Source organism: Pseudomonas sp. X4, assembly GCF_040784925.1.
Classification (GTDB): domain Bacteria; phylum Pseudomonadota; class Gammaproteobacteria; order Pseudomonadales; family Pseudomonadaceae; genus Aquipseudomonas; species Aquipseudomonas putida_Z.
The window spans coordinates 2678650-2702321 of record NZ_CP160798.1; the positions used below are offsets into that span (position 1 = coordinate 2678650).

At 63.1% G+C, this 23672-nt stretch carries 20 protein-coding genes; 9 read left to right on the forward strand and 11 right to left on the reverse strand.

Annotated features, from left to right (window positions below; all coding sequences use genetic code 11):
- Positions 1–7: 7 nt before the first annotated feature.
- Complete coding sequence (gene hslO / locus ABX298_RS11830) at positions 8–907, forward strand: Hsp33 family molecular chaperone HslO (RefSeq protein ID WP_015268604.1); 900 nt, start codon at positions 8–10, stop codon at positions 905–907.
- Positions 908–1086: 179 nt separating this feature from the next.
- Positions 1087–2628 carry a phosphoenolpyruvate carboxykinase gene (locus tag ABX298_RS11835; RefSeq protein WP_025337333.1) on the forward strand — a complete coding sequence of 514 codons (1542 nt, stop codon included), beginning with the start codon at positions 1087–1089 and terminating at the stop codon, positions 2626–2628.
- Positions 2629–2913: 285 nt separating this feature from the next.
- Here ABX298_RS11835 and ABX298_RS11840 read toward each other — a convergent pair whose 3' ends face one another.
- Positions 2914–3861: an IS110 family transposase gene (locus tag ABX298_RS11840; protein ID WP_367393531.1), complete on the reverse strand. Its 948-nt coding sequence runs from the start codon at positions 3859–3861 to the stop codon at positions 2914–2916.
- 307 nt (positions 3862–4168) lie between these two features.
- On the opposite strand from ABX298_RS11840, the gene ABX298_RS11845 reads away from it, so the two are divergent.
- The gene (locus ABX298_RS11845; RefSeq protein WP_075044324.1) at positions 4169–4609 is read left to right on the forward strand and encodes a thioesterase family protein; all 441 of its coding nucleotides are present in this window, start codon (positions 4169–4171) and stop codon (positions 4607–4609) included.
- Between the two features lie 55 nt (positions 4610–4664).
- Here the strand turns inward: ABX298_RS11845 and ABX298_RS11850 are convergent, their stop codons facing one another.
- The 3 genes from ABX298_RS11850 to fdhD form a co-directional block, all read right to left on the reverse strand.
- Positions 4665–5147, reverse strand: coding sequence for a glycine zipper domain-containing protein (locus ABX298_RS11850; RefSeq protein WP_025337335.1), 483 nt, complete (start codon positions 5145–5147; stop codon positions 4665–4667).
- Between the two features lie 316 nt (positions 5148–5463).
- Positions 5464–7809 carry an FdhF/YdeP family oxidoreductase gene (locus ABX298_RS11855; RefSeq protein WP_367394416.1) on the reverse strand — a complete coding sequence of 782 codons (2346 nt, stop codon included), beginning with the start codon at positions 7807–7809 and terminating at the stop codon, positions 5464–5466.
- A gap of 5 nt (positions 7810–7814) precedes the next feature.
- Positions 7815–8645: a formate dehydrogenase accessory sulfurtransferase FdhD gene (fdhD, locus tag ABX298_RS11860; RefSeq protein WP_075044326.1), complete on the reverse strand. Its 831-nt coding sequence runs from the start codon at positions 8643–8645 to the stop codon at positions 7815–7817.
- A gap of 187 nt (positions 8646–8832) precedes the next feature.
- On the opposite strand from fdhD, the gene lysM reads away from it, so the two are divergent.
- On the forward strand, positions 8833–9273 hold the full coding sequence (lysM, locus tag ABX298_RS11865; RefSeq protein WP_023661080.1) for a peptidoglycan-binding protein LysM: 441 nt from the start codon (positions 8833–8835) through the stop codon (positions 9271–9273).
- 112 nt (positions 9274–9385) lie between these two features.
- Here lysM and yrfG read toward each other — a convergent pair whose 3' ends face one another.
- Positions 9386–10048, reverse strand: a complete 663-nt coding sequence (gene yrfG / locus ABX298_RS11870; RefSeq protein WP_367394417.1) for a GMP/IMP nucleotidase — start codon at positions 10046–10048, stop codon at positions 9386–9388.
- Between the two features lie 64 nt (positions 10049–10112).
- Between yrfG and nudE the strand changes: the two genes are divergently transcribed.
- Together nudE and cysQ are read left to right on the forward strand one after the other, a co-directional pair.
- The gene (gene nudE, locus ABX298_RS11875; RefSeq protein WP_015268611.1) at positions 10113–10679 is read left to right on the forward strand and encodes an ADP compounds hydrolase NudE; all 567 of its coding nucleotides are present in this window, start codon (positions 10113–10115) and stop codon (positions 10677–10679) included.
- Positions 10676–11494 (forward strand): 3'(2'),5'-bisphosphate nucleotidase CysQ, encoded by an 819-nt coding sequence (gene cysQ / locus ABX298_RS11880; protein WP_367394418.1) that lies wholly within the window; start codon positions 10676–10678, stop codon positions 11492–11494. The genes nudE and cysQ overlap by 4 nt, the downstream gene beginning before the upstream one ends.
- 213 nt (positions 11495–11707) lie before the next feature.
- On the opposite strand, the gene ABX298_RS11885 is transcribed toward cysQ, so the two are convergent.
- The 4 genes from ABX298_RS11885 to rfbC are packed head-to-tail and all read right to left on the reverse strand — an operon-like array spanning position 11708 to position 15968.
- The gene (locus tag ABX298_RS11885) at positions 11708–12163 is read right to left on the reverse strand and encodes a YiiD C-terminal domain-containing protein (protein ID WP_025337339.1); all 456 of its coding nucleotides are present in this window, start codon (positions 12161–12163) and stop codon (positions 11708–11710) included.
- The gene (locus ABX298_RS11890; RefSeq protein WP_025337340.1) at positions 12163–13569 is read right to left on the reverse strand and encodes a sigma-54 dependent transcriptional regulator; all 1407 of its coding nucleotides are present in this window, start codon (positions 13567–13569) and stop codon (positions 12163–12165) included. The genes ABX298_RS11885 and ABX298_RS11890 overlap by 1 nt, the downstream gene beginning before the upstream one ends.
- On the reverse strand, positions 13566–15380 hold the full coding sequence (locus ABX298_RS11895) for an ATP-binding protein (RefSeq protein WP_025337341.1): 1815 nt from the start codon (positions 15378–15380) through the stop codon (positions 13566–13568). The genes ABX298_RS11890 and ABX298_RS11895 overlap by 4 nt, the downstream gene beginning before the upstream one ends.
- A gap of 42 nt (positions 15381–15422) precedes the next feature.
- Positions 15423–15968, reverse strand: a complete 546-nt coding sequence (rfbC, locus tag ABX298_RS11900; protein ID WP_367394419.1) for a dTDP-4-dehydrorhamnose 3,5-epimerase — start codon at positions 15966–15968, stop codon at positions 15423–15425.
- A 279-nt stretch (positions 15969–16247) separates the two neighbouring features.
- On the opposite strand from rfbC, the gene aguA reads away from it, so the two are divergent.
- A complete protein-coding gene (aguA, locus tag ABX298_RS11905) occupies positions 16248–17354 on the forward strand; it encodes an agmatine deiminase (RefSeq protein WP_367394420.1) in 1107 nt (368 codons plus the stop codon).
- 185 nt (positions 17355–17539) lie between these two features.
- Positions 17540–17737, forward strand: a complete 198-nt coding sequence (locus tag ABX298_RS11910) for a hypothetical protein (RefSeq protein WP_075044327.1) — start codon at positions 17540–17542, stop codon at positions 17735–17737.
- A gap of 131 nt (positions 17738–17868) precedes the next feature.
- Here ABX298_RS11910 and ABX298_RS11915 read toward each other — a convergent pair whose 3' ends face one another.
- On the reverse strand, positions 17869–19947 hold the full coding sequence (locus ABX298_RS11915; RefSeq protein WP_367394421.1) for a TonB-dependent receptor: 2079 nt from the start codon (positions 19945–19947) through the stop codon (positions 17869–17871).
- 506 nt (positions 19948–20453) lie between these two features.
- On the opposite strand from ABX298_RS11915, the gene ABX298_RS11920 reads away from it, so the two are divergent.
- Positions 20454–21773, forward strand: a complete 1320-nt coding sequence (locus ABX298_RS11920) for an OprD family porin (protein WP_286100853.1) — start codon at positions 20454–20456, stop codon at positions 21771–21773.
- 127 nt (positions 21774–21900) lie between these two features.
- Here ABX298_RS11920 and ABX298_RS11925 read toward each other — a convergent pair whose 3' ends face one another.
- Entirely contained in the window at positions 21901–23565 is a 1665-nt protein-coding gene (locus tag ABX298_RS11925) for an FMN-binding glutamate synthase family protein (RefSeq protein WP_367394422.1), read from the reverse strand.
- Between the last annotated feature and the right edge of the window lie 107 nt (positions 23566–23672).

Sequence of the window (23672 nt, forward strand, 5' to 3'; positions counted from 1 at the left end):
AAAACCTATGAGCGACTTGCCTGATACCGATTTCACCCAACGTTTCATCTTCGACGAGCGCGATGTGCGCGGCGAGTGGGTGTCTCTCGATGACAGCTACGCCGCGGTGTTGGCGCGTCATGAGTACCCGCAGCCGGTGCAGGCACTGCTGGGCGAGCTGATGGCCGCCACCGCCTTGCTGGTGGGGGCGCTGAAGTTCGACGGCCTGCTGATTCTGCAGGCGCGTTCCGCAGGGCCGATCCCGCTGTTGATGGTCGAATGTTCCGGTGACCGGGACATCCGTGGCATGGCCCGCTACGAAGCGGACCAGATCCCGGCGGATGCGACCCTGTCGCAGCTGATGCCCGACGGCCACCTGACCCTGACCATCGATCCGGTCAAGGGCCAGCGCTACCAGGGCACTGTCGACCTCGACGGCGCCACCCTGTCGGAGTGCTTCACCAACTACTTCGTCCAGTCGCAACAGCTCAACACGCGCTTCTGGCTCAACGCCGAAGGCGGCAAGGCCCGTGGCCTGCTGCTGCAGCAACTGCCGCGCGATCGCCAGCCGGACGATGAAGAGCGTGAAGAAAGCTGGCAGCACGTTGTGGCATTGGCCACCACGCTCAAGGCTGATGAGTGGGCGCTGGACAACGAAACCCTGCTGCACCGCCTGTACCACGAAGATGCCGTGCGCCTGTTCGATATCCAGCCGCTGCGCTTCAATTGCAGCTGCTCTCGCGAACGTTCCGGCAATGCGCTGGTCAGTTTGGGCGAGCACGATGCCAAGGCGCTGGTGGAAGAATGCGGCGGGCAGGTGGAGATCGATTGCCAGTTCTGCAACGAGCGCTATTTCTTCGACGCCAGCGATGTGGCGCAACTGTTTGCCGGTGGCGGCACTGACGTAGCCTCAGAAACTCGTCACTGAAACGTTTAACTACAGGACAATCTCCTGTCGAATTGCGCAAAAGCGCAGTTCTGACAGGAGGGGCCTACTTTTTTTGGGCGTTTCTGGCATAATCCGGCCACTTTTTTCGCTGTAGTAGTTTTTTCAAGACAACTACAAAACGTTTGGAGCACTCGGCCTCGGGCCGGATGGGGTATCTCATGACGCAAGCCAACAACACCGTGTACACCGACCTGAGCGTCGATGAGCTGGTAAAAGAAGCGCTGCAACGCGGTGAAGGCGTACTAGCCGATACTGGCGCACTGGTCGTGGAGACCGGTCACCGTACTGGCCGTTCGCCGGCTGACCGTTTCATCGTCGAAGAGCCTTCCACCCAGGACGCCATTTCCTGGGGCCCGATCAACCGCAAGTTCCCGGCCGACAAGTTCGATGCCCTGTGGGACCGCGTCGAGGCGTTCAACAACGCCCAGGATCACTTCGTTTCCTACGTTCACGTAGGGGCTGCCGCCGAGCACTACCTGCCGGTGAAGATGACCACCCAGACTGCCTGGCAGAACCTGTTCGGCCGTTGCCTGTTCATCAACCCGGAGCAGTACAACCCGGCAGGCCGTGGCGAGTGGCAGGTCCTCAACGTCGCCAACTTCGTGTGCGAGCCTGAGCGTGACGGCACCAACTCCGATGGTTGCGTGATCATCAACTTCGCCCAGAAGAAGGTGTTGATCGCTGGCATGCGCTACGCCGGCGAAATGAAGAAAGCCATGTTCTCGGTGCAGAACTTCCTGCTGCCGGCTGCCGACGTGCTGCCAATGCACTGCGCGGCAAACATCGGCGAACAAGGCGATGTGACCCTGTTCTTCGGCCTGTCCGGCACCGGCAAGACCACCCTGTCGGCCGACGAAAGCCGTTACCTGATCGGTGACGACGAGCACGGCTGGGGCGAGGGCGTGGTCTTCAACATCGAAGGCGGCTGCTACGCCAAGTGCATCGACTTGTCCGAGAAGAACGAGCCGGTCATCTGGAAAGCCATCAAGCATGGCGCCGTGCTGGAAAACGTCGTACTCGACGCCAACAAGCACGCCGACTACACCGATGTCAGCCTGACCCAGAACAGCCGTGCGGCCTACCCGCTGGAGCACGTTGCCAAGCGTTCCGAAGCGAACCTGGGCGGCGAGCCGAACGCAGTCATCTTCCTGACCTGCGACCTGACTGGTGTTCTGCCTCCGGTTTCGATCCTGAACAACGAGCAGGCGGCCTACCACTTCCTGTCCGGCTACACCGCGCTGGTCGGTTCCACCGAAATGGGATCGGGCAGCGGCATCAAGTCGACCTTCTCCACCTGCTTCGGCGCACCGTTCTTCCCGCGCCCGGCTGGCGAGTACGCCGAGCTGCTGATCAAGCGTATCAAGGGCTTCGACTCGAAGGTCTACCTGGTCAACACCGGCTGGACCGGCGGTGGCTACGGCGTTGGCAAGCGCTTCAGCATCCCGACCACCCGTGCCGTGATCGCTGCGATCCAGAGCGGCGCGCTGATCGGTGCCGAAACCGAGCACCTGGACATCATCAACCTGGACGTGCCGAAGGCCGTTCCGGGCGTTGATACCGAGCTGCTCAACCCGCGCACCAACTGGGCTGACAAGGCTGCCTACGACGAGGCCGCCAAAGGCCTGGCCAAGCTGTTCATCGAAAACTTCAAGAAGTTCGAAGTTTCCGACGCCATCAAGGCCGCTGGCCCACAGCTGTAAGCTGAGCTTACCTGTAACGAAAGGCCGCCCCAACGGGCGGCCTTTTCATTTTCTACTGCCTGTACCGGCCTCTTCGCGGCTAAAGCCGCTCCCACAGGTACACCACCAACGTTGAATGCAGTGCAGTACCTGTGGGAGCAACTGTCTTGCTCAATTTCTAAAATCTAGCGCGATCCCTGTGGGAGCGGGCTTGTCCCGCGAACACGGGCGAAGCCCGTGCCATCCAGCGCGGTATTGGCTTGGTGGGCAAGCCCGCTCTCATATGAATTACGTCGGTTTCCTGATCTAGGTCCGCTTAGGCTGTGGCAAGACCAGATCCAGCCAAGGCTCGCCAGTCCTGAGCATGGCATTGAGCCGTACGAGGAATACCCGCATACAGGCTACGATAGCGACCTTGGCAACTTTTCCTCGTTCGCGCAGTGCCTCATAACGAGCCTTGAGTGCTGGGTTGTACTTCATCGCCACAAGGCATGACATGTACAACGATCGCCTGGCCTCAAACCGCCCGCCTGAGATAGAGCGCTTGCCCACGAATTTTCCGCTGTCGTGGTTGAAGGGCGCCACCCCGACCAATGAGGCTATTTCTCTAGACTCGACACGCCCCAGTTCTGGCAGAAGCGTTACCAGCTTGCCCGCCGTAACCAGCCCAATGCCTTTGACCTGGACCAGCTGAGTAACCCGTTCATCTTTCAGGGCTTCCGCTTGCTGGCTGATCGCTTGCTCAACCAGCTTGATCTGCGATTTGAAGTGCTGGAGGTTGGCTTTCAGAAAGTCGGACACCACGCGGGACTGCGCCTGTTTCAGGCGCCTCAGATCGTCATCACGCTGCTGAACCAGCCGATCACGTTGCTGCAGCAATTCCCGCAACAGCGCACGTTCCGGGCTGATCCGCAGGGTGGACTGGTCTGGAATGACCTCAGCGTAGTGGGCCAGTACTTCGGCATCGATGGCGTCGGTCTTGGCTTTGACGCCGATGGATTCTGCGAACGCTCGGGCTCGCTTGGGATTGACGCGTATGACTTTGTAGCCGCCATCCTGCAAGAAATGCATGACATCTCGCTCGTAGCCGCCCGTGGCCTCCAGCAAAACGCGCTTGATACTGCGCCCGCCAAGGCTTCGCTGCAGCTCCTCGAAGCCTGCCCGATCATTGCTCACATGGATTTTTATGCCCTGTGGCCGCACCAGCGCATCGAGTGATCGACTGGAAACATCAATACCCAGGAAGGACGCCATCACCAAACCCTCCTAAACTCAACACTGTGAGAGGACTTTGGCTTGGCCCACGCTTGTGATTCGAGATCAGAGCCGCATCCAACTGTTCGGGCTCTCGCCAAAGTGGAACGGTGAATGACAGCTTGTGCTCCCACTCGTGCTCATGGCACCTGCGGCATTCAGCTTGTCATTCACCGCTCTCACTCCAGATTTTAATCCCTCATCAAGACACAAGCGGCTTTAGCCGCGAAGAGGCCGGCACAAGCAGCGGAAATCCGGTTTTTCTGTTTCACTGTCAGCATCCATTGCGAAGACAAGAGCCAGCCAGATGACCGAATCCCCTCAGCGCACTGCCTTCTCCCACTTCCACCCCATCCTCACCCGCCCCCAGGACAATGACCTGAACGGCCACATCGCCGGTGCCACCGTGCATGGCTTCTTCGAAACCGCCATCCAGGCGTTCCTCGTCGAACAGGCCGACCTGGACCTGCGTGACGGCGAGCTGGCGGCCTTCGTGGTCAGTTCGGCGGCGGATTTCTACGCGCTGCCAGGCTTCCCGGACGTGCTGGAAGTGGGGCTGGGGGTGGCACGCCTGGCGGGCAGTACGGTGGAGTACCGCCTGGCCCTGTTCCGCCCAGGCGAGCCGGAGGCGTGTGCGGCAGGCACGGTGGTGCAGGTGTTCATCGAACGCGCCAGTGGCCGGCCAGTGGCATTGCCAGAAGCGCTGCAGGTGATCCTGTCTGGTTTGCTGCTGGAACAGCAGGCATAAAAAAGCCCCGCTGGCAGGGGCGGGGCTTTTGTTGCCGGGGCAAGGCCCTCAGGCGTTAGTCGCGCCAGTGGCGCTTGTGCTTGCGATGGCCGTAGTGGTGGCCACGGTCCCAGTGGCGGCGGTCGTCGTCATAACCACGACGGTAGCGGCGGCCTTCGTGGTAATCGTCTCTGTCGGCCTCTTTACCCATGTAGTTACCCAGTGCGCCACCGGCACCACCGCCGGCTGCTGCGCCAATGTAGCTACCGGTAGTGCCGCCCACGGAGCGGCCGACCACGTTACCGCCTGCTGCGCCCAGCGCGCCGCCGATAGCGGCTTCCCCACGTTGACGCTTGTCGGCACCCAAGGCACCGCCAGCCGCGCCGCCCAGACCGGCACCAATGGCGCCGCCGGTGCTACCACCGATGGAGTTGCCCACCACGGAGCCCAGTACCCCACCCAATGCGCCGCCAATGCCGGCCTCGGTGGTGCCGCCTGCCATGGCAACGCCGCTGAGCAAGCTGAAAGACAACAACAGTATCGAGGAGTACTTCTTCATCAAGAGAGCCTCATAAGGATGACGAGGCGATTTTTGAGCCTTGCAGGCACGCCTGGCAACGGAAATCCGACGAGTAACACGAGTTGTACACAATTCTCTAACTTACTGTATTTACTGTGAAACTTTATCGTTTTTTCGCTGTCTGAGACCTTTATGACGAAGCCCTGAACCGCTATGGAACAGGGCTTTTTTATTTTTGCGCAGGGGCTTCCGGCCTCTTCGCGGGTAAACCCGCTCCCACAGGGATACCACCGCTCTCAGTCCTTGAGTTGCCTCTGTGGGAGCGGGTTTACCCGCGAAGAGGCCAACACCGTTCCTACAGGATGCGCCCGTCGTCCCGCGCCCGCTCCAGCTTGATGGCAATGAACTTCGACGTCGGTGTATGGCTGCCATCGCCAATGCTCTCCAGCGGCACCAGCGGGTTCACCTCCGGGTAGTACGCCGCCGCCTGCCCGGCCGGGATGTCGAAGGCCAGCAGAGTGAAGCCGTGCACACGGCGCACATGCTCATCCCCCCACAGCGACACGATGTCGACCTGCTGCCCCGGCTGGAAGCCCAGGCGGATGATGTCGGCTTCGTTGGCGAACAGCACCTCGCGCTGGCCACGCACGCCACGGTAGCGGTCGTCCAGGCCGTAGATGGTGGTGTTGTACTGATCGTGCGAGCGCATTGACTGCATGATCAGGTCAGGCACCTGGCCGCTGGCGCGTACACGCTCGTCGAGCAGTGTGTCGGGCAGCAGGTTGGCCTTGAAGTTGGCGCGGCCGGTGCTGGTATTCCATTCGCGGCTGGCAGCGCTGTTGCCCAGGTAGAAACCGCCCGGCTCGCGCAGGCGCTGGTTGAAGCCGCTGAAGCCGGCGATGGTGTCGCCGATCAGCTCGCGGATACGGTCGTAGTCAGCCACCAGCCAGTGCCAGTCCACGGGCTTCTTGCCCAAGGTGGCGGCGGCGATACCGGCGATGACCGCCGGCTCCGAGCGCATCTGCGTCGAAAGCGGCTTCAGCTGGCCATTGGAGGCGTGGACCATGCTGAACGAGTCCTCTACCGTTACCGCCTGTGGCCCTTCTGCCTGCAGGTCGATGTCAGTGCGGCCCAGGCACGGCAGGATCAGTGCCTGCTTGCCGTGCACCAGGTGGCTGCGGTTGAGCTTGGTGCTGATGTGCACGGTCAGCTCGCAGTTGCGCAGTGCCTGGGCGGTGCGCTCGCTGTCCGGCGTGGCCTGGGCGAAGTTGCCGCCCAGGCCGATGAACACCTTGGACCGGCCGTCGAGCATGGCGTGGATCGCCTCGACGGTGTTGTGGCCATTGTGCCGGGGCACAGGGAAGCCGAAGCGCTGCTCGATGGCGTCCAGCAGGGCCACCGGCGGGCGCTCGTTGATGCCCATGGTGCGGTCACCCTGCACGTTGCTGTGACCACGCACCGGGCACAAGCCTGCGCCTGGCACGCCGATATTGCCGCGCAGCATCTGCAGGTTGACGATTTCCTGGATGGTCGGCACCGAATGGCGGTGCTGGGTAATGCCCATCGCCCAGCACATGATCACCCGCTTGCCACGGCAGTACATGCGCGCGGCCAGTTCGATGTCGGCCAGCGCCAGGCCGGACTGGGTCTGGATGTGCTCCCACGGGGTGGCATCCACTACCTCCAGGTAGTCGTCGACGCCATGGCCATGTTCGGCGATGAAGGCGTGGTCGAAGACTGCCGGTTCGCCGTTGGCCTGGGCTTCGCGTTCCCATTGCAGGACGAACTTGGCCATGCCGCGCAGCAGCGCCATGTCGCCGCCCAGGGCCGGGCGGAAGAATGCGGTGTTGGTCGGCCGGTCGCTGTTGGTCAGCATTTCCAGCGGGTTCTGCGGGTGCTGGAAGCGCTCCAGGCCACGCTCCTTGAGCGGGTTGATGCACACCACCTGGGCACCGCGCTTTACCGCATCGCGCAGCGGGTCGAGCATGCGCGGGTGGTTGGTACCGGGGTTCTGGCCCCAGACGAAAATCGCGTCGGCGTGCTCGAAGTCGTCGAAGGTGACGGTGCCCTTGCCGACCCCGACGCTTTGCCCCAGGGCCACGCCGCTGGCCTCGTGGCACATGTTCGAGCAGTCGGGGAAGTTGTTGGTGCCGTAGGCCCGCACGAACAGCTGGTACAGGTACGCTGCTTCGTTGCTGGCGCGCCCCGAAGTGTAGAACTCGGCCTGGTCAGGGCTGGCCAGCTTGTTCAGCTCGCGGGCGATCAGGGTGAAGGCGGCGTCCCAGCTGATCGGCTGGTAGCGGTCGCTGGACGCGTCATAGACCATCGGCTCGGTCAGGCGCCCCTGGTACTCCAGCCAGTAGTCGCTCTGCTGCAGTAGCGAAGTGACGCTGTAGCGGGAGAAAAAGGCGGCATCGACGCGGCGCTTGGTCGCCTCCCAGTTCACTGCCTTGGCGCCGTTCTCGCAGAACTTGACCATGCCGCTTTCCGGCGAGTCGCCCCAGGCGCAGCCGGGGCAATCGAAGCCGCCGTTCTGGTTGGTCTTGAGCAGCGCGCGAATGTTCTTCAGCGCGTTATCGCTGCCAACCCAGGCCTTGGCCACGCTGCGCAGCGCGCCCCAGCCACCGGCGGGGCCGTGGTAGGGCTTGTAGCGAGGGGAGGAGGCTGGGGCGTTGTCCGGGAGGTGTTGGTACGAGGTCACGACTGTTACGACTCCGCCGCTGGGCTGTAGACCCGCGGTGCGCTGTGCTTGGGCAGATGGATAAGGTTGAGGTTGTGCTTGCGCGCCCATTGCAGGGCAAGGCCGGTGGGCGCCGACAGGCTGACCAGGGTCTGGATACCGGCCCGCAGCACCTTCTGGATCAGCTCCAGGCTGCAGCGGCTGGTGACGATGGCTAGGCCACCCTGGCTGTCGATGCCTTGGCGCAGCAAGGCGCCGATCAGCTTGTCGAGGGCGTTGTGCCGGCCGATGTCTTCGCGGCCGAGCAGCAGTTCGCCGTGGCGGTCCATGAACAGTGCCGCATGCACCGCGCCGCAGTGCTGGCCGAGGGGCTGGAAGGCATCGATACGCTCACGCAGGCCGACCAGCCATTGCGCCGGTGGCAAGGGTGCGCCAGGCAGCTTGGCCAGCTCTGGCAGTGCCTGCTCCAGCGCTTCGACCCCGCACAGGCCGCAACCACTGGTGCCGGCCAGCTGGCGGCGCTGGTTTTTCAGATTCCAGAACGCACGGCTGGAAATCTCCAGGTCGGCATACATTGCCGAGCCGCTGCCGGAGAGTTTCAGGTCGTAGATTTCCGTGGTGCCTTCCACTATGCCGCTGCCGACACTGAAGCCGACGGCGAAGTCTTCCAGGTCGGTTGGGCTGACCAGCATCACCGCCTGGTTCAGGCCGTTGTAAACAATGGCCAGGGCCACTTCTTCGGCCAGGGGCGTGCTGTCGCGTCTGGCGTCATTGAGCTGGACGTAATCGTAGGTGTTGCTGGCGGCGGGCATGGTCAAGGGCGATGAGGCCGCGCAGACCGGAGGTTTGCTGTTCATCGGGGCTGACTTTTCATCGGGGCTATCGGCAGCTTTCAGATAGCACAAGCCTAGGCGTGCGGGCCGGCGGCGTCTAATCGCTAGGGTCTATGCCTTGATAGACCGCGTCGATTGGTCGCATTGGGGCGGTAGGGGAAAAGCTGGCCTAGACTGCTGTGTCCGAGGTTTCGTCAACAAGGAGAGCGCTATGAGCTTGTTCAGTTTCGTCAAGGAAGCGGGCGAGAAGTTGATCGACCTGCTGACCCCCGGCAATGCCAATGCCGAAGAGCAGCTGAAGAAACACGTGGAAAGTGTCGGCCTGGGCAACCCGAATATCACGGCCACTGTAGAGGGAGACACGATCATCCTCAAGGGTGAGGTGGCCAGCCAGGAGGAGAAGGAGAAGATCATCCTGGCGGCGGGCAACGTCGCTGGCGTGGCCAGTGTCGATGACCAGATCACCGTGACCGGGCCGGTGGCCCAGGCCGCGCGGTTCGTGACGGTGGAGAAGGGGGATACGTTGAGCGCCATTTCGAAGAAGGTGTATGGCGACCCCAACAAGTATCAGAAGATCTTCGAGGCCAACAAGCCGATGCTCAAGCACCCGGACAAGATCTATCCGGGGCAGGTGTTGCGTATTCCTGACTGATCTCTGCAGCCTGTACCGGCCCTATCGCCGGCAAGCCAGCTCCCACAGGATTACCACAGGCCTGAGGACCTGCGAGGTATCTGTGGGAGCTGGCTTGCCGGCGATAGGGGCCTCACAGGCCGATCAATAGCTCCCGGTAATCCTCGACCGCCGCAAACTCTTCGGTATCCCGCGGCCCTGCCTGGCTATCCGGCTGGCGCACCGCCAGCAGATGCCCCACGCCAAACCGTCGCGCACTGCGCAGAATTGCCAGGGTGTCATCGATGAACAGGCTGCGCTCCGGTTCAAAGCCGATGTCCGCCTGCAATGCGTCCCAGAACTGCGGGCTTTCCTTCGGGTAGCCATAGTCATGCGAGCTGATCAGCCGTTCGAAATACGGCGCCAGTTCCACCCGCTCCAGCTTCAGCGACAGCGAATCCCGGTGCGCATTGGTGATCATCACCACGCGCTTGCCCGCGTCGCGGATAGCGGCAAGGAAAGTATCGGCATCCGGGCGCAGGGCGATCAGGTCGGCGATTTCTTGTTTCAGCTCGCGGATCGGCAGCCGCAGTTCGCGGCTCCAGAAGTCCAGGCAATACCAGTTCAGCGTGCCGGCATTGCGTTCGAACAGCGGCTGCAGCTCCATTTCCGCCATGGCCCGGCTCACCCCGTGCAGCTCGGCATAGCGCTGGGGCAGGTGGTCCAGCCAGAAGCGGTTGTCGTAATGCAGGTCAAGCAGGGTGCCATCCATGTCCAGCAGGACGGTATCGATGGCGGACCAGGGAAGAACAGGCATGGGAAACTCTCGATCAGTCGGCAAGCCACGGTATAGTAACCCGTTCACGCCAAGGAGCCGCCCCATGCGCCAGAAACCCACCGTCCTCAGCCGCGAAATCGTCGCCAGCAGCCGCCTGTTTCGCGTCGAAGCCGTGCAATTGCGCTTCAGCAATGGCAACGAGCGTACCTACGAGCGCCTGGTGGGCCGGGGTAATGGCTACGGCGCGGTGATGATCGTGGCCATGCTCGATGCCGAGCACGCGGTGCTGGTGGAGGAATACTGCGGCGGCACCGACGAATACGAGCTGTCGTTGCCCAAGGGCCTGATCGAGCCGGGCGAGGACGTGCTGGCGGCAGCCGACCGGGAGCTCAAGGAAGAGGCCGGTTTTGGCGCGCGCCAGCTGGAGCACCTGACCGAGCTGTCGCTGTCGCCGGGCTACATGAGCCAGAAGATCCAGGTGGTGCTGGCCAGCGACCTCTACGAGGAGCGCCTGGAGGGCGACGAGCCGGAGCCGATGCGGGTCGACAAGGTCAACCTGCGCGAACTCTCGGCCCTGGCCATGCACCCACAGTTCACCGAGGGGCGTGCCCTGGCGGCGCTGTACCTGGCGCGTGACCTGCTGATTCAGCGGGGGCTGCTGGAAGCATGAACGACCTGCAATTGATGCACGAAGTGGTCAAGCTGGCCCTGTTGGCGGGCGAAGCGATCTTGCCGTTCTGGCGCGCCGATGTGGCCGTGACCAACAAGGCCGACGATTCGCCGGTCACTGCCGCCGACCTGGCGGCGCACCGGCTGATTGCCGATGGCCTGCTGGCGCTGGCGCCGCAGATCCCGGTGCTGTCCGAAGAGGACTGCAACATTCCGCTGGCCGAGCGTCAGGGCTGGAGCCGCTGGTGGCTGGTCGACCCGCTGGACGGCACCAAGGAATTCATTGCCGGCAGCGAAGAGTTCACGGTCAACATCGCCCTGGTCGAAAACGGCGAGGTGGTGTTTGGCGTGGTTTCCATGCCGACCAACGGGCGCTGCTACTTCGGTGGTCGCGGGTTGGGCGCTTGGCGTGCGGACGCGGGTGAGGTCGCCCAGGCGATCCAGGTACGCAATGCGCCGCCGGCGGGTGGGCGTTTCACCGTGGTTGCCAGCCGTCGCCATTCCAGCCCGGAACAGGAAGCCTTGTTGGCCGGGTTGGGGGCTGCGGTGGGTGAGCTGGAGCTGGCCAATATCGGCAGTTCGCTGAAGTTCTGCCTGTTGGCCGAGGGTAGCGCCGATTGCTATCCGCGCCTGGCACCGACCTCGCAGTGGGATACCGCGGCGGCGCAGGGCGTGGTGGAAGGTGCTGGTGGGGAGGTAATCGGGCTGGATGGCTTGCCGTTCCGGTACCCGGCGCGGGAGTCGTTGCTCAACCCGCATTTCCTGGCGTTGCCGGCAAATGCTGCTTGGCGCCAAGCCTTCCTGAGCCTGATCTGACGGGTATCATCACACTCTGTTGGAGCTCAGGATTTCAGCTTCGCCGCCTATATCGCCGGGGCCGCTTTGCGGCCCATCGCCGGCAAGCCAGCTCCCACAAGTACTGCGCAGACCTTCAGCATGGCGCTGCACCTGTGGGAGCTGGCTTGCCGGCGATGGGCTGCGCAGCAGACCCAACAGCACTAACTGACTGGCATCAGTACTTGCCCGCGGTCAGCGGTGCAGCACGTACTGGCCGCTGAAGGTAACAGCAGGCTCGTCACCACCGGCATTGCTCACCGTGGTCTCCAGCGTCAACCGTGCCCGCCCGCGGCGCTGGTACATGGTCAAGAACCGCTCCCAGGTCTTTTCATCCGGCGCCGCACAGCGCGCCACCGCCGCTCCGGTAACCGGCAGCGGATAACTGATCTGCCCTTCCTGGATGACGATATGCCCGTCATCGATCCCCAGCTCGCGCAGGCGCAGGTGCAGCCAGCCCCAACCCACCAGCACCGCGGCGCAGTACAGGCTGCCGCCGAACATGGTGCTCTTGTGGTTGACGTTGGCCGCGAGCGGCAATTGCAGGCGCAGGGTGTGCTGCTGCCAATCGAGCACTTCCAGGCCCATTTCGCGGGTCAGGGGGATGTCGCCGTGCAGGACGGACTGCAAGTACTGGCTATCGGTGTTCATTAACGGTTGTCCTCTTGATCGTCATGCCCGCCGCTACCGCCGTCGAAGCTCAAGCCATGCTTGCGCAGCTTGTCGTGGAGGGTCTTGCGGGGGATACCCAGCGCCTCGGCCAGGCTGCGCATGGAGCTGTGTGGCTGGGCCAGTTCGGCAGCGATCAGCGAGCGTTCGAACTGCTCGACCTGTTCGCTGAGGTTGCCGCTCGGCATCGGTACCGCAGGCATTGCCGCAGGTGGCGCCTGGCCGTCCAGGGCCAGTTCCAGGCCAAGGGCGAAACGTTCGGCGGCGTTCTGCAGCTCGCGTACGTTACCGGGCCAGTCGTGACGCAGCAGCATGGCGCGCTGGGCCGGCTGCAGGGCGTGTGGCGGCAGGCCATGGCGCTGGCTGGCGGCGTCGGCGAAGTGCTGGAACAGCACTAGGATGTCATCGCCGCGTTCGCGCAGCGGTGGAATACGCAGCGGCGCCACGTTCAGGCGGTAATACAGGTCGGCGCGGAAACGCCCCTGGTCGGCCGACTGGCGCAGGTCCTCCTTGGTCGCGGCGATGATGCGGATGTCCAGCGGGATCAGCTGGTTGCCACCCAGGCGCTCGACCACCCGTTCCTGCAGCATGCGCAGCAGTTTCACCTGCACATCCAGGCTCATGCTCTCGATTTCATCGAGGAACAGCGTGCCACCGTTGGCGAACTCGAACTTGCCGATGCGGCGTTTCTGCGCGCCGGTGAACGCCCCGGGTTCATGGCCGAACAGCTCGCTTTCGACCACCGACTCGGCCAGTGCGCCGGCGTTGATCGCCACGAATGGCCCATCGCGGCGGCTGGACAGGTCGTGCAGGGCGCGGGCCACCACCTCTTTGCCGGCACCGGTCTCACCCAGGATCAGCACATCGGCGCGGGTGCCGGCCAGGGCGCCGATCTGCTCGCGCAGGCGCTGCATGGACGGCGACTGGCCCACCAGGCGGGTGGCCAGTTGCTGGCGATCGCTCAGGGCCAGGCGCAAGCTGCGGTTGTCCAGCACCAGGCGGCGCAGGGCCAGGGCGCGGCGCACGCTGTCCAGCAGGGCGTCGCTGGCAAAGGGCTTTTCCAGGAAGTCGTAGGCGCCGGCGCGCATCGCCTGCACCGCCAGCGGTACATCGCCGTGGCCGGTGATCAGCAGCACCGGCAGTTCATTGTCACGGCCGTGCAGTTGTTCCAGCAGCTGCAGGCCATCGATGCCCGGCATGCGGATGTCGCTGACCACCACCCCGGGCCAGTCGGCCTCGATGCGTTCGGCCAGGCCCTGGGCATCGGCCAGGGCGACCACCTTGAGCCCGGCCAGGTCCAGGGTCTGGCTCAGGGCCTGGCGCAGGTGCGGGTCATCATCGACCAGGATGACCTGGGCTCGGCTGTCGATCAGTGTCTCGGTGGTCATGCCGAGGGGTCCTCCGAATTGGGCAAAGTAGCGCCAGGCGCGGCCACACGCAGCTGCAGGGTCAGCAGTGCGCCACCCTCCGGGTGGTTGGCCAGCAGCAGTTCACCGCCCAGGGCGCGCATCAGGCTTTCGCAGATGGCCAGGCCCAGGCCCAGGCCCTGGGTGCGGGTCTTGGTGGTGAAGAACGGCTCCTTGGCGTGCTCCAGGGCCTGGCGGCTGAAACCGGGGCCGTTGTCGCGAATGTACAGGTAGACGCAGTCATCGCGCTGCTCGGCACTTAGCCACAGGCGGCGCGGGTTGGCCTTTTCGGTCAGGGCGTCGAGGGCATTGGCCAGCAGGTTGCCAAGCACCTGGCGCAGGCGGGTCTCGCCGGCCTGTACCCACAAGGTGGCTTCCGGCAGGTCGCGGATCAGCTCGACGGCCATTGCCCGGCGGCGCTTGGCCAGCAGCGCCAGGGCATCGTCCAGGGCCGGCTGCAGGGCCACGCTCTCCGGGGCATGGCGGTCACGACGGGCGAAGGCGCGCAGGTGGGCGATGATCGAGGCCATGCGCCCGGTCAGCTCGCCGATCAGCTTGAGGTTGCCGCGGGCGTCTTCGGTACGCTGGTGGTCGAGCAGGATCTCGGCGTTTTCCGCGTAGCTGCGGATGGCGGCCAGCGGCTGGTTGAGTTCGTGGCTGATGCTGGCCGACATGGTGCCGAGCACCGACAGCTTGCCGGCCTGCACCAGTTCGTCCTGGGCGCGCACGGCCTCCTGCTGGGCGTTCTCGCGCTCCAGCACGGCGCTCTTGAGCCGGGTGTTCAGGCCTTCGAGGTCGGCGGTGCGCTCGGCCACGCGTTTTTCCAGTTCCTGGCGGCCACGTGCCTCGAAGTCGATGCGGTCGATGTAGTGACGGCGCCGTTGCATCACCAGGCCGGCCAGCAGCATCAGCACCAGCAGGGTGCCAGCGCCGATGGCCATCACGGTTTGCACCGAACGGTCGACCAGCATGCGCGGGGCGAGGATGCTGACCTGCCAGCCGGTTTCCTTGATGTCGCGGGTCTGGCTGATCCAGGCGTCCTGGTTTAGCACCAGCGGTTGCGGGGCCTGGGTCGGGTAGGGCTGGATGGCGATGATGGCCTGGCGCTCGGCTTCGGTCAGCGCGCGGGTCGCGCGGAAGCGCCAGTCGGGCCGCGAGGTCAGGATGACCACGCCATTGTGGTCGGTCAGCAACAGCTGCTCGGGGGTGCGGCCCCACAAGGTTTCGGTGTGGTCGAGGTCGACCTTGACCACCAGTACGCCAACGATGCGTTCACGGTCTCGCACGGCGGCGGCGAAGAAGTAACCGCGCTTGGCCGATGTGGTGCCCTGGCCAAAGAAGCGCCCCAGGCGGCCGGCCATGGCTTCGTTGAAGTAGGGGCGGAAGGCGAAGTTGCGGCCGACGAAGCTGTCGCGCTTGTCCCAGTTGGAGGCGGCCAGGGTGTTGCCGCTGACGTCCATCAGGTACATCACCTCGGCGCCAGTCTGCTGGACGATGTCCTTGAGCAGGCGGTTGGCGTTTGTCACCGCTTCCAGGCGGAACGGGTCGGCCAGCACCCCGCGCAGCGCCGGCAGGTCGCCGAGTATCTGCGGCAAGGTTTCGTAGCGGTGCAGGGTACCGAGCAGGTTGGCGACGTACAGGTCGAGGGTCTGGCGGTTCTGCGAGGCCAGTTCTTCCTGGTAGTAACGTTCGGCCAGGTGATGCAGGGGCCACAGTAACGGGGCCAGGCACAGGGCCAACAGGGCCAGGCTGCGCCAGCGGGGACGGCGTGGGGGCGTGGGTTTTGCAATCATCACGTAAAGGCGCCAGAAAAGTCTGCCGCAATTATGCGCTAGTTAAGGCAGCAGTTCCGCCTCTGCCAGCGGCAGGCCGAGCTTGTCCTTGTCCGACAGCACCGGTGGCTGCTGCAGCCCCCAGTCGATGGCCAGCGTCGGGTCATCCCAGCGAATGCAGCGGTCGGCGCCCGGGTTGTAGTAGTCGGTGGTCTTGTAGAGAAACTCGGCCGACTCGCTCATCACCGCAAAGCCATGGGCGAAGCCGGGCGGAATCCACAACTGGCGATGGTTGTCGGCCGACAGCTGCACCGCGACCCATTGGCCGAAGGTTGGCGAGCTCTTGCGCACGTCCACGGCAATATCACGGATTTCCCCCTGCACCACGCGCACCAGTTTGCCTTGGGTGTTTTCTACCTGATAGTGCAGACCACGCAGTACTCCCTTGATGGAGCGCGAGTGGTTGTCCTGAACGAACTCGACATTCACGCCGGTTTGCCGGGCGAACTCACGGGCGTTGAACGCCTCGAAGAAAAAACCACGGCCGTCACTAAAAATCTTTGGCTCGATGATCAGTACTTCAGGGATCGCGGTAGGGATGATGTTCATGGCGGTTCGCTGGCCCGTTCTGCTCATGTATTGACCCTAGCCGGTCTGGCCGTTTTTTCCGCCTTGAGCTTCAACGGCATTCACAAGGGCTGTCTATGGTAGAGGTCGTGCCGCTTTGGTTCTCGGCCAAGGTTGGGTGTGTGTCGATTGTTATCGATTTAATGTCCCTGATCGTTCATGATTTTCCCGATTATCGGGCTTCAAATATCGATATATATCGGTTATAAATTGACAAACGCCCCAGCACAGTCCGGCTCAGGGCCATCACAGAGGTCAACCATGAAAACCCTCAACTCCACTCCCCGTGCCGATGGTTTCCACATGCCCGCCGAGTGGGCCCCGCAAACCCAGGTGTGGATGGTCTGGCCGGAGCGCCCGGACAACTGGCGCCTGGGCGGCAAGCCGGCGCAGGCTGCCCATGTGACCCTGGCCAAGGCCATTGCCCGCTTCGAGCCAGTTACCGTCGCGGTTTCCGCTGGCCAGTACGAAAATGCCCGTCGTCAGCTCGACCAGCCGAACATCCGCGTGGTCGAGATCAGCAACGACGACGCCTGGGTGCGTGACACCGGCCCGACCTTCGTCATCAACGACCAGGGTGAAGTGCGTGGCGTGGACTGGGGCTTCAATGCCTGGGGCGGCTTTGACGGCGGCCTGTACGCACCGTGGAACCGCGACGAGGAGCTGGCAGCCAAGGTCCTGGAAATGGAGCGCTGCCAGCGCTACCAAACCGAAGGTTTCGTGCTCGAGGGCGGCTCGATCCACGTGGACGGCGAAGGCACCGTGATCACCACCGAAGAGTGCCTGCTCAATCGCAACCGCAACCCGCACCTGAACCGCGAGCAGATCGAAGCGGTGCTGCGCGACCAGCTGGCGGTGGACACCGTGGTCTGGCTGCCGGATGGCCTGTACAACGACGAGACCGATGGCCACGTCGACAACTTCTGCTGTTACGTGCGCCCGGGCGAAGTGTTACTGGCCTGGACCGATGATTCCAACGACCCCAACTATGCACGCTGCCATGCCGCCATGGAGGTGCTGAAGAACACCCGCGATGCCAAGGGCCGTGAATTCATCGTGCACAAGATGCCGATCCCGGGCCCGCTGTTCGCCACCGCCGAAGAGTGTGCCGGTGTCGATCAGGTGGCTGGCAGCCAGGAGCGTGACCCGTCGGTGCGCCTGGCCGGCTCGTACGTGAACTTCCTGATCGTCAACGGCGGCATCATCGCGCCAAGCTTCGACGACCCGGCAGATGCCGAGGCCAGAGCGATTCTGGCGAAGATCTTCCCCGACCACGAGGTGGTGATGATCCCAGGTCGCGAGTTGTTGTTGGGCGGTGGCAACATCCACTGCCTGACCCAGCAGCAGCCGGCACCGGTCAAGCGTTGAGCGCACGGTGAATGAAGGGGCCCGTCAGATGACGGGCCTTTTTTGTTTCCGGGGCCGTCCGCAGGCCTGTGCTGGCATATGTTTTGTATTGTTTTCAGTCAGATAGCTCGGCCATGCCGAGCTCTCGGATCTGTAACAATCCTTACGTAGATTAGCCGCTCACGGGCCAGGGAGTACGTGTAGAAATGAACGCAGCAAGTGAGTCGGCTTTGCGCCCATCGGCAGTGAATCACCAATCGCTCAGGCTTGTGGCGAAGTGGTTGAAACACCATGGATGCATCAGGGTCAGGACGACCGACCCACAACGTCTGCTTGCCGGACGATACCCCCAAGGGCTGATCAGCGAAGCAGAAATGCAGGCGCTGATGGCGGTGTGGCACTGATCGATTGCTTAAACCTGTGCTGGCCCCTTCGCGGCTAAAGCCGCTCCCACAGGTACCCCACTGGCTCGATACATGTGGGGTACCTGTGGGAGCGGCTTTAGCCGCGAAGAGGCCGGCACAGGCAATAAAGATCAGAAGCTGTAGCTGCCAGTCACCACCAGGCTACGCGGGTCACCCACCTGGATCTGCGCCGCACTGGTCGCCGAGCTGTAGTAGGTCTTGTCGGCAATGTTGCTCAGCGCCGCCCGCACATCCCAGTCCTGCGTGCGGTACCCCGCCAATGCATCCCAGCGGCCATACCCCGGCAGCACCGTGGTGTTCTGGTTGTCCGCATATCGCTCGCCCACCAGCGTCAGGCCGGTTTCGGCGTACCAGCCCAGTTCCGGTTTCCAGGTCACGAACAGGCTGCCGTTGCGCTTGGCCACATCATTGATGCGGTTGCCTTCCTGGCCGTTGTTGTCCTTGACGATGGTCGCGTCCTGCAGGCCGATGCCACCGCGCACGTACCAGTTGCCAATGATGTTGCCGGTGGCGGTCAGCTCGATACCGCGCGAACGCTGCATGCCGCTGAGCAAGATGTTTTCCGGGACAAGCGGGTCGCGAGTGCGGCGGTTGTACAGTTCCAGCTCGTAGATGGCCAGGGTGGTGGTCAGGCGCTGGTCGAGCCAGTCGCTCTTCACGCCGATTTCTTTCTGGCGGGTTTCTTCCGGCTTGGCGTCGTTACCGTTGCCCTTTGCGCCGGGGGTGATGCCGATGAGACCGCCGCCAACCGGCGAGAAGGTCTTGCTCCACGAGGCGTAGAACGAATGGTCGCGCCACGGTGTATAGACCACACCCAGGCGTGGGCTGGTGCTATTGCTGTCCTGTGTTTCGCTCAGGCCATCCTTGTTGGTGGTCTGCACGTCGAACTGGTCGAAGCGTACGCCGGCAAGTACCTGCCACTGATCGTTCAGGCGGATCTGGTCTTGCAGATAAAGGCCGCGGCTATCGACCACGGTATGGTTGTCACTAAACAACGTCATTGGGCCATTGAGTTGCTGGTTGCGGCCGGGCTTGCCCAGGCCCTGCAGCTCCTGGTCGACCGCTTTGTACAGCACCGGGTCGCGCTTCTGGTTGCCGAACTCCAGGCCCAGCAACAGCTTGTGCTCCAGGCCCAGGGTGTCGAAGTCGCCCTCGGCCTCCAGGGTGTTGAACAGGTTGCGGGTGTTCAGGTCCTGCTGCCAGCGCTGGCGGGTCAAGGTATCGGTGCTGGCGTCGTAGCCCGTGACGTAGGTGTTGTCGAACTCACTGTCGAGCTTGAACAGGCCCAAGGTATGGCGCAACTGCCAGGTTTCGTTCAGCTGGTAGTTCAGGCGCGAGCGCAGCGACTGGGCGCGGTCGTCGATGTAGTCGCGCTGGGTGTCGCCATAGGTGGTGCTGCGGCTGACATCGGCCGGGCGGCCGTTGACCCCGGGTATGCCACGGTCCGGGGTGCGGTTGTAGCGGCTGTATTCGTATTGCACCAGCCAGTTCAGGTCGGGGGTGACCTGCCAGCTGATCGACGGGGCGAACAGCTGGCGGCTGCCGTCGATGCCGTCGCGGAAGCTGTTGTTGTCCTGGTTGCCCATGTTCAGGCGCAGGCTGACGGTGTCGCTGGGGTCTGCACTGAGGTCGGCATACAGGCTGCGCAGGTCCTCGCTGCCGGCCTGCGCCTCGATGCTCGAACGGCGGCCGTGCTCCGGCGCCTTGCTCACCCGGTTGACGATACCGCCCTGGCTGCCACGCCCATAAAGCACTGCCGCCGGCCCCTTGAGCACTTCGACCCGCTCGATGTTATGCAGGTCGCGGATGTACTGGCTGTCGTCGCGAATGCCGTCCAGGTAGAAGTCGTTGCTGGCTTCGAAGCCGCGGATGCGCACACTGTCGAAGCGGGTGTCGGCACCGCTGCTGACGTTGGGGATGCCTTCCAGCGCCTTGCCCAGGGTGTTGCTGCCGTAATCCAGCACGTTGACGGTCTTCACCGTGTCGATGGCCTGCGGCACATAGCGTACTGGCGTCGAGGTGCGGGTCGCGGTGCTTACCTCCTTGACCCGCGGGTTGTCCTCTTCGCGCTCACTGTCGGCGGTTACCGACAGTTCCGGCAGGGTGGTGGTGGCGGCACTGGCCAGGCTGGCGCCGAACAGCAGCGACAGGCCAAGCGTCAGGGGTGAAAGACGGCAGGGTACAAGCATGGGCACATCCGGATCGAGCAGGTGAAAAAGAGGTGCGGATGGTAATGCTTGTTATTTGCTGTTGCTTGAGTATTTGTAAAGGGTTGTCATTACAACTGTGTCTGTTTGTTACGGATCCTGCCGCGCCGCCTTTCCCTGCAGGAGCAGCCTTGCGCTGCGAACGTGCCCTCACAGGAAAATTGTCCGTTCGATCAAAAGGCCATTTCCCACACAAGATAAATTGTCCGCTGATAGCCCAAACCTGCATGGAAATGCACCAGACCCACAGGCAATTTTGGTTATATCAACCTGCATTTCACGACTTTTTGACATTTGTAATCGCACACGGCTAGGATTCGGCCAACGCCTGCTGGCCATGATCTTGGCCATGCTGCTGCCAGAGGCCGCCCGTGTGATTACCGGCAGGCCTTCCAGTCTGGATCCGCATAGCGTCGAACCTACGAAGGGGCGTTGGTTCCTGGCGTCATATTGCAGAGCGTTTTTGATTAAGAAATAAGGAAAACAACATGTTGAAAACCAGGATCAGCCTGGTCGCCCTGGCGATGATCGCCGCGACCCAGGCACAGGCCAATGATCAGGCCGACAGCAAAGGCTTCATCGAGGACAGCCACGCCAACGTCCTGCTGCGTAACGCCTACATCAATCGTGACAAGAAGCACGGCACCGACGACCAGATCGAGTGGGGCCAGGGCGTCATCGCCAACTTCTCCTCCGGCTTCACCCAGGGCACCGTCGGTGTCGGCGTCGATGCATTCGGCCTGTACGCCGTGCGTCTGGACGGCGGCAAGGGCCACAATGGTGGCGCCGGTGTCGACTTCTTCAAGCCTTCGGACTTCAAGGACGAGAACGACAACGCCAACTCGCCGCACAACCTGGCCCGTGGTGGCGCTGCAGTGAAGTTCCGCATCTCCAACACCGTGCTCAAGTACGGTGACCAGATGCCGGCACTGCCAGTGCTGCAGTACGACGACGCCCGTCTGCTGCCAGAAAGCTTCACCGGTACCCTGATCACCTCCAAAGAGATCCAGGGCCTGGAACTGAACGCCGGCCGCTTCACCCAGGAAGCGCGCAAGAGCGCCGAGCGCCGTGACGGTGGTGGCTTGAAGTCGATCAACGTGCTTGGTGGTAGCTACAAGTTCACCGACAACTTCACCGCTTCGCTGTACACCGCCGACAACGAAGACGTGATGAAGAAGCACTACCTGGGCCTGAACTACGTCTTCCCGATCGCCAATGACCAGTCCCTGACCCTGGACTTCAACGGCTACAAGTCGGACATCGACAACAAGTTCGTCAAGAGCGCCAAACTCAACGGCGACTCCAACACCATCTGGAGCCTGGCAGCTACCTACGCGTACGGTGCGCACTCGTTCACCATCGCCCACCAGCGCAGCACTGGCAGCACCGGCTACAACTACGGCTGGTACCAGAACGAGGGTGGCGTGGGTGACGGCGGTTCGACCATCTACCTGGCCAACTCGTACTGGTCCGACTTCAACGCCGAAGACGAGCGCTCCTGGCAGCTGGGCTACGGTCTGGACTTCGGTGCCTACGGCATCCCTGGCCTGACCTACAAGCTGGCCTACGTGGTGGGTGACAACATCAACACCCGCAAAGTGGGTAACCCGCAGGGCTTCGGTGAAGGTAAAGAGCGCGAGATCTTCAACCAGATCCGTTACGTGGTGCAGGACGGCCCGGCCAAGGACCTGTCGATCAAGCTGCGTAGCTCGTTCGTGCGTACCAACAACGCCGTGCAGCAGAACGGTTACAACGACGACGGCAACGAAGTCCGCGTATTCGTCGAGTACCCGATCAGCATCTTCTGATCCTGATCTGATGGCCTAGGGGCTGCTTTGCAGCCCATCGCGACACAAGGCCGCTCCTACATGAGATTGCGTACTCCTGTAGGCGCGGCCTTGTGTCGCGAAAGGGCCGCAAAGCGGCCCCCGGCTTTCACGCAGGCTCCACTTCCCTGCGCCGCACCCCAGCAACCTTCACCTCTCCCGCCCCAGTCTCCGGCGCAAAGCTGTCACTACGCGCCATCTGCCACATCCGCGCATAAAACTCGCTTTCAATCGAGCCACTGAGCAATTCGCCCGGCTTGAGGAACGTGTGCAGGTCCGAGAACAGCCCGATTTCGCTAGGGCTGATACGCCGCGCCAGGTGCTTGGGCTTGAGCTCCGAAGGGTGTTCCAGGCCCGCGGCAGCCAACATTTCGGCCAACGTATGCAGCGTGTTGCGGTGGAAGCTTGCCACCCGCTCGGCCTTGTCCGGCACCACCAGGGCGCGCTGGCGCAGCGGGTCTTGCGTGGCCACGCCGGTCGGGCATTTGTTGGTATGGCAGCTCTGCGACTGGATGCAGCCAATGGCGAACATGAAGCCGCGCGCGGAGTTGACCCAGTCCGCCCCGATGGCGAGCACGCTGGCGATGTCGAAGGCGCTGACGATCTTGCCTGCCGCGCCAATGCGGATACTGGCGCGCAGGTTCAGGCCGACCAGGGTGTTGTGCACGAACATCAGGCCTTCACGCATCGGCACGCCCATGTTGTCGCTGAATTCGCGTGGCGCCGCCCCAGTGCCGCCTTCCTTGCCATCGACGACGATGAAGTCCGGAGTGATGCCAGTGGCCAGCATGGCCTTGGCAATGCCCATGAACTCCCAAGGGTGGCCCAGGCAGAATTTGAACCCCACCGGCTTGCCGCCCGACAGCTCGCGCAGTCTGGCAACGAACTGCAGCAACTCGACCGGGGTACGGAAGGCACTGTGCGCCGCCGGCGAGATGCAATCCTCGCCCACGCGCACGCCACGGGTTGCGGCAATTTCGGGGCTGACCTTGTGCCCCGGCAGGATGCCGCCGTGGCCCGGCTTGGCGCCCTGGCTGAGCTTGATCTCGATCATCTTCACCTGCGGCGAGCGCGCCTGCTCGGCGAAGCGCTGCGGGTCGAAGCGGCCGTCCTCGGTGCGGCAGCCGAAGTAGCCACTGCCGATTTCCCAGATCAGGTCACCGCCATGTTCGCGGTGGTACGGGCTGATGCTGCCTTCGCCGGTGTCATGGGCAAAACGGCCCATGCGTGCACCGCGGTTCAGGGCAGCGATGGCGTTGGCGCTGAGGGCGCCGAAGCTCATGGCCGAGATATTGAAGATCGATGCCGAGTAGGGCAGGCGGCATTGCGGCCCGCCAATGGCGATGCGGAACGATGCCGGGTCTGGCGTGGCCACTGGCAGCATGGAATGGCTGATGAACTCGAAGCCGGGCTTGTAGGCATCGTTGAGGGTGCCGAAGGCCTTCTCGGCGCTTTCGTTCTTGGCCCGGGCGTAGACCAGCGAACGCTGCGAGCGGGAGAACGGCAGCTTGTCGTCGTCGCCCTCGATCAGGTACTGGCGGATTTCCGGGCGGATGGTTTCGATCAGGTAGCGGATGTTGCCCAGGATCGGATAGTTGCGGCGCACGGCGTGGTGGCTTTGCCGCAGGTCGTTCAGGCCGACCAGGCTGAGCAGCGCGGTGATCAATGTGAACGGCCACAGCCAGGCATGCTGGGGTAGCAGCGGCAGGCTGGTGGAGGTGAACAGCAGGCAGAGGGCGAGGCAGGCGTAGCGGCTGGGTAGAGAGTGTTTCATGGGTCCATCGCAGGCAGGATGACCGGGCATAGGATAGGCAAAGGCGGAAAGGGGAAAACCTGGGTAATCGGTAAAAGACTGTTACCTGAATGTGGTTGTGTTGCCTG